Below are 4,980 nucleotides of genomic sequence, written 5' to 3' on the forward strand. Positions count from 1 at the left end.
GTCGCCGCCCTCCTCCTCGATGTCGAGGACGAGGCCGTTCAGCTGATGACGTCGGGAGATCCAGGCGGGGTTCATTGCGCAGCTAGTGGATGAACAAGACGGTCAGGTTCCTCAAGCGGCGCGGCATCGCGAGAACGGCAACCCGTTGACATCGCACTGACCGGCACCCCCGCTTCCAGCGCCGCCGATGCCACCGGCGGCTTGTCCCCATGCTTGCCGATCCGATCGCCGACGCCGTTTCCCTCCCCGCCACCGCCCCGCCCGCACCGACTCGGGCCTCACCGGCGCCGCTGCGCTTGCCGACACGCGACGCCGACGACGTGCACTTGCGGCTGCGGCTCCAACGAGGCGTCGCCTGGCAGGTCGCCGACCAGGCGTCCCCGTGGGCCTCCTTCGAACTGACGCTCGCGCGGGCGGACAAGGACATCGCGACGGCGCCGGCCGTCGACGCGCTGGCCCTCGGCACGCCGCACGGGGTCCTCTTCCTCGAGGACGACGCCCTCATCGCATTCGCGACCGGCACGCATCTGCCTCGGGGCGCGGACGGCGGCGTGGACGAAGGCCTCCTGCGCCTGGCATGCGCGGCCTGGCCGGCCCCGCTCCGCGATGCGCTCGGCGACGCCCCGACCCCTCTCCCCGCCAGTCGCGGGCTGTGCCAAGCGCAAGCGGAGAGGACTCACGCTGCGGTCTTGACGCTCGTCAGCCGCGATGGAGCCCGACAAGGGGTGCCGATCCGCGCGTCGGCGCGCACGCTGCAGGCCTGCACCACGGCGCCGGGCTGGCAGATGACTCCCCCGCGATCTCCGATGCCGACGCCCGTCGCCGCGATCGTTCTGGAGGCCGCCCTCTGGCTGGCGAGGGTCTCGTTGCCAGCCACGCGCCTGTCGACCCTCCGGACCGGAGACGCCTTGTGGCTCCCCGCCCAGAGGCGAGATCAAAACAGCCCGCTCTGCTTAGTTCGTGCCAGCGGACTGATTCATTTAGGCCATGTCGACCACCTCACACGCGAGTTCCAGGGATGGGGCTCCAAGGGGGGCTCGCCGTCCAATTCCCCTCATGCCTTTTCACCTTCAACGGAGCCCCGAAACGTGGATGCCCTGACCGTAGACCTGGACTTCATCGTTGGCCGCGTCGCCATGACCGTCGGCGAACTGAGCGCCCTCGCGGCCGGCCAGATCGTCCCCCTGGAAGCGTTGACGCCGGCCACCGTGCGCATCGTCGCGCATGGCACCGAACTCGGCGCGGGCCAGCTGGTCGAGGTCGAGGGACGTCTGGCCGTCGAGATCCTGCAGTGGGGGAGTCCGCGGTGAACGGGGGCGGCTTCGACCCGATCTCGCTGGCATTCCTGCTGGTGGGCCTGACGCTGCTGCCGCTGCTGCTGGTCTGCACGACGAGTTATCTGAAGATCTCCGTGGTGCTGATGATCGTGCGCAACGCGCTGGGCGTGCAACAGGTCCCGCCGACGATGGCCCTCAACGGCATGGCGCTCGCCGCCACGCTGTTCGTGATGGCCCCGGTGCTCAACGAGGTCGTGTCGCGGCTGCCCATCGATCTTCCGGGACTGCCCGGACAGACGTCGCAGGCGCAGGCGTCTGCGCGCTCGACGTCCGCGCGTCTCGGCCTGTCCGATCTGGCCCATGCCTTCGAGCCGATGCGCGGTTTCATGCTGGCCAACACGCTGCCGGAGAAGCGGCAGAAATTCGTCGATCTCGCCCGCCAGCAATGGGGCGGCCGCATGACGGCGCCCGAGGGCAGCGACTACGTCGTGCTGATCCCCTGCTTCGTCGTGAGCGAACTCGAGCTCGCGCTGAAGGCCGGCTTCGTCCTCTACGTGCCCTTCGTCGTCATCGACCTGCTGCTGTCCAACCTGCTGCTCGCGCTGGGCATGCAGATGGTGTCGCCGATGGTCGTGTCGCTGCCGCTGAAGATCCTGCTGTTCGTGCTGCTCGACGGCTGGACGCGACTCTTCGACGGCCTGGTCCGTTCCTACGCCTGAGGACCGCGCCGTGATCGAAACCATCGCGTTCTTCCAGAAGGGCCTGCTCATGGTGATCTGGCTGTCGCTGCCGCCGCTGATCGTGGCGGTGGTGGCGGGCGTGCTCGTCTCGCTGGTGCAGACGGTGCTGTCCATGCAGGACCAGAGCATCCCCTTCGCCGCGAAGCTGCTGGCCGTCGGCCTCGTGCTGGCGGTGACCGGCCGCTGGATGGCGTTGCAGCTGCTGGCGCTGGGCGATCAGGCCCTGGCGGCGCTGGTCACCTTCGGAGGTCGACCGTGACCGCCGCACCGCACAAGTTCCCTCTCTCGCGCCTGGCGCGGCGCGACTTCTCCTGTTTCCCAGGGAGCCCCCGGCTCCGGAAGATCCCCGTCGGGCGCGCGCCCGATACCGAGCCGAACGGGGACCCGGACCTTCTTCGAGTCTGTCTATGAACCACACCACCGAAGCCATGGGCGACACGGGCGACGCCCACTCGCAAGAGCCCGCAACGACCGCGCCTCCCGCGCCACAGGCCAAACCCGATCCCGTGACCGACGACCTCGGCCCGGCGATCGAGGCGCTCGTCGATCCGGTCAATTTTGACGAGCGGGGCGAGCAGGACGAGCAGGACGAGCAGGGCGAGCAGGGCGAGCAGGGCGAACGGGACGAACCGATCGAGCCGGCGGATCCCGAGCTCGTGCGCCAACGTCAGCAGCTGGTCCTGACCCACATCGTCAAGATCGCGCGGGATTCGCGCAGCGACTCCAGCAAGCTCAAGCGCTTTCTGCGTCGCTATGAGCGCTCGCCGGGCGAACTCGACGACATCATCCAGGATGCGATGCTCGAGGCCACGCGCTGCGCCGATCGCTTCCAGGCGCGCTCGTCGGTGGAGACCTGGTTCTTCGGGATCGCCGCCAACGTCGCCCGCAATCACGTGGCGCGCTGCTCCAAGCGCAGCGGCCAGATGGAGAGCCTGGACGAGTCGCCCCACATGATGGACGCCGAGTCCGCGCACCGGCCGCGCGACTCGTCGATGGACGTCAGTCAGCAGGTGGCTTACCGGCAGTTGGCGGGCATCGTCGACGTGACCTTGTCGGGACTTTCCGCAGACCTGCGCGGCACCTTCGACCTGGCCTGCCTGCAGGAAGAGTCCTACCGCGACGTCGCAGAGATCCAGGCGATCCCGATCGGTACCGTGCGCTCACGCGTGAACCGGGTGCGGACGCTGCTGCGCTCGCGACTCAAGCAGGGTTTCGCAGACTACGCGACCTGACCCCACCGCCCGCCCTCTGAGCAGGTCCGCACAAGGTCCCCGAGGGGCTTGGCCTGCCATCGATCGCCGCCCCGCAAGGGCGGCTTTCGCATTGGCGTCTCTCGCCGCCGGCGGTCAGTCGAGCCAGCGCAGCGCCAGCTGGGTCACCACCAGGGCCAGCATGAAACCGCCCACGCCCCACAGCAGTGCCTGCAGCAGGTGGTTGGTGCGGCGCTGCTCCACCAGCAGCTGGCGGGTCAGGTCGGCATGGCCGTCCTCGGCGCGCTGGCGCAGCACCTCGTGCATCAGCCGGGGGAACTCCGGCACCATCTGCGCGAAGCGCGGCGCCTCCTTCTTCAGCTGGCGCAGGAAGGCGCGCCAACCGATCTGCTCGTCCATCCAGCGCTCGAGGAAGGGCTTGGCTGTCGCCCACAGGTCCAGCTCGGGATCCAGCTGCCTGCCCAATCCTTCAATGTTGAGCAGCGTTTTTTGCAGCAAAACCAGCTGCGGCTGGATCTCCACATTGAATCTGCGGGAGATCTGGAACAGGCGCATCAACACCTGGCCCAGCGAAATGTCCTTCAGCGGCTTGTCGAAGTGCGGCTCGCAGACGGTCCGCACCGCGCCCTCGAGTTCGTCGACGCGCGTCTCGGGCGGCACCCAGCCGGACTCGATGTGCAACTCGGCCACGCGCTTGTAATCGCGGCGGAAGAAGGCGATGAAGTTCTGCGCCAGGTAGTCCTTGTCGACCTCGGTCAGCGTGCCGATGATGCCGAAGTCCAGCGCGATGTAACGGCCGAAGGTGTGCGCGTCCAGGCTGACCTGGATGTTCCCCGGGTGCATGTCGGCATGGAAGAAGCCGTCGCGGAAGACCTGCGTGAAGAAGATCGTCACGCCGTCGCGGGCCAGCTTCCTGATGTCGACGCCCGCCTCGCGCAGCCGCTCCAGCTGCGAGATCGGCACGCCGCGCATGCGCTCCATGACGATGACCTCGCTGCGGCAGAGCTCCCAGATCATCTCCGGCACCATCACCAGCTGCAGGTCCTGCATGTTGCGGCGCAGTTGCGCCGCGTTGGCGGCCTCGCGTACCAGGTCCAGCTCGTCGTGCAGGTAGGTGTTGAACTCGCCGACCACCTCGCGCGGCTTGAGCCGCCGGCCGTCGGCGGAGAAACGCTCCACCCAGCCCGCCAGCGTGCGCATCAGCGCCAGGTCGTCCTCGATGATGTCGAGCATGCCCGGCCGCAGCACCTTGACGGCGACTTCACGCCCGTCGTGCAGCGTCGCGAAGTGCACCTGCGCGATCGACGCGCTGGCCACCGGCTCGGCGTCGAAGGTGGCGAACAGCTCCTCGATCCGGCGGCCGAAGGCGCGTTCGATCAGCTCGCGCGACAGCTCGGCGGGGAACGGCGGCACGTTGTCCTGCAGCCGCGACAGCTCCTCGATCATGTCGGGCGGGACCAGGTCGCGGCGCGTGGACAGCAACTGGCCGAACTTGACGAAGATCGGCCCCAGCCGTTCCAGCGCCAGCCGCAAGCGGGCGCCGCGGGGCTGGTCCCACGCGCGGCCGACCGTGATCAGCCGGCGCAGGAAGCGGAAGCGGCGGCGCTTGAGCGTGGACAGCGCCAGCTCGTCCAACCCGTGTCGATAGAGGGTCCAGACGATGACCAGCAGGCGGGACAGGTACCTCATTCCTCAGGACCTCATGCCCGGCCTGCGCCGTCGGGAATGAAGCGGCCCGCCTGCCGGGCCAGC

Annotated in this window: 5 protein-coding genes; 4 read left to right on the plus strand and 1 reads right to left on the minus strand. The window is 68.6% G+C overall.

Translation table 11 applies throughout. The features are described from left to right. The first annotated feature begins 209 nt into the window (after positions 1 to 209). From VF536_RS05570 to VF536_RS05585, 4 genes are all read left to right on the plus strand, one after another. The gene (locus tag VF536_RS05570; RefSeq protein ID WP_331613814.1) at positions 210 to 1,310 is read left to right on the plus strand and encodes a FliM/FliN family flagellar motor switch protein; all 1,101 of its coding nucleotides are present in this window, start codon (positions 210 to 212) and stop codon (positions 1,308 to 1,310) included. Then, positions 1,307 to 1,996, plus strand: a complete 690-nt coding sequence (gene sctR, locus VF536_RS05575) for a type III secretion system export apparatus subunit SctR (protein WP_331613815.1) — start codon at positions 1,307 to 1,309, stop codon at positions 1,994 to 1,996. The genes VF536_RS05570 and sctR overlap by 4 nt, the downstream gene beginning before the upstream one ends. 10 nt (positions 1,997 to 2,006) lie before the next feature. After that, positions 2,007 to 2,276 carry a type III secretion system export apparatus subunit SctS gene (sctS, locus tag VF536_RS05580; RefSeq protein WP_331613817.1) on the plus strand — a complete coding sequence of 90 codons (270 nt, stop codon included), beginning with the start codon at positions 2,007 to 2,009 and terminating at the stop codon, positions 2,274 to 2,276. A gap of 148 nt (positions 2,277 to 2,424) precedes the next feature. Then, positions 2,425 to 3,249 carry a sigma-70 family RNA polymerase sigma factor gene (locus VF536_RS05585; protein WP_331613818.1) on the plus strand — a complete coding sequence of 275 codons (825 nt, stop codon included), beginning with the start codon at positions 2,425 to 2,427 and terminating at the stop codon, positions 3,247 to 3,249. Positions 3,250 to 3,363: 114 nt separating this feature from the next. On the opposite strand, the gene ubiB is transcribed toward VF536_RS05585, so the two are convergent. Continuing rightward, entirely contained in the window at positions 3,364 to 4,917 is a 1,554-nt protein-coding gene (gene ubiB / locus VF536_RS05590; protein WP_331613819.1) for a ubiquinone biosynthesis regulatory protein kinase UbiB, read from the minus strand. Between the last annotated feature and the right edge of the window lie 63 nt (positions 4,918 to 4,980).

It is taken from the genome of Roseateles sp. (genome assembly GCF_036486225.1).
In the GTDB taxonomy this organism is placed as follows: domain Bacteria; phylum Pseudomonadota; class Gammaproteobacteria; order Burkholderiales; family Burkholderiaceae_C; genus Roseateles.

Excerpts from the sequence above, each read along its gene's own strand:
- VF536_RS05570 (WP_331613814.1), top strand. The coding sequence starts at position 210 with ATGCTTGCCGATCCGATCGCCGACGCCGTTTCCCTCCCCGCCACCGCC.
- VF536_RS05585 (WP_331613818.1), top strand. The coding sequence starts at position 2,425 with ATGAACCACACCACCGAAGCCATGGGCGACACGGGCGACGCCCACTCG.
- ubiB (WP_331613819.1), bottom strand. The coding sequence starts at position 4,917 with ATGAGGTACCTGTCCCGCCTGCTGGTCATCGTCTGGACCCTCTATCGA.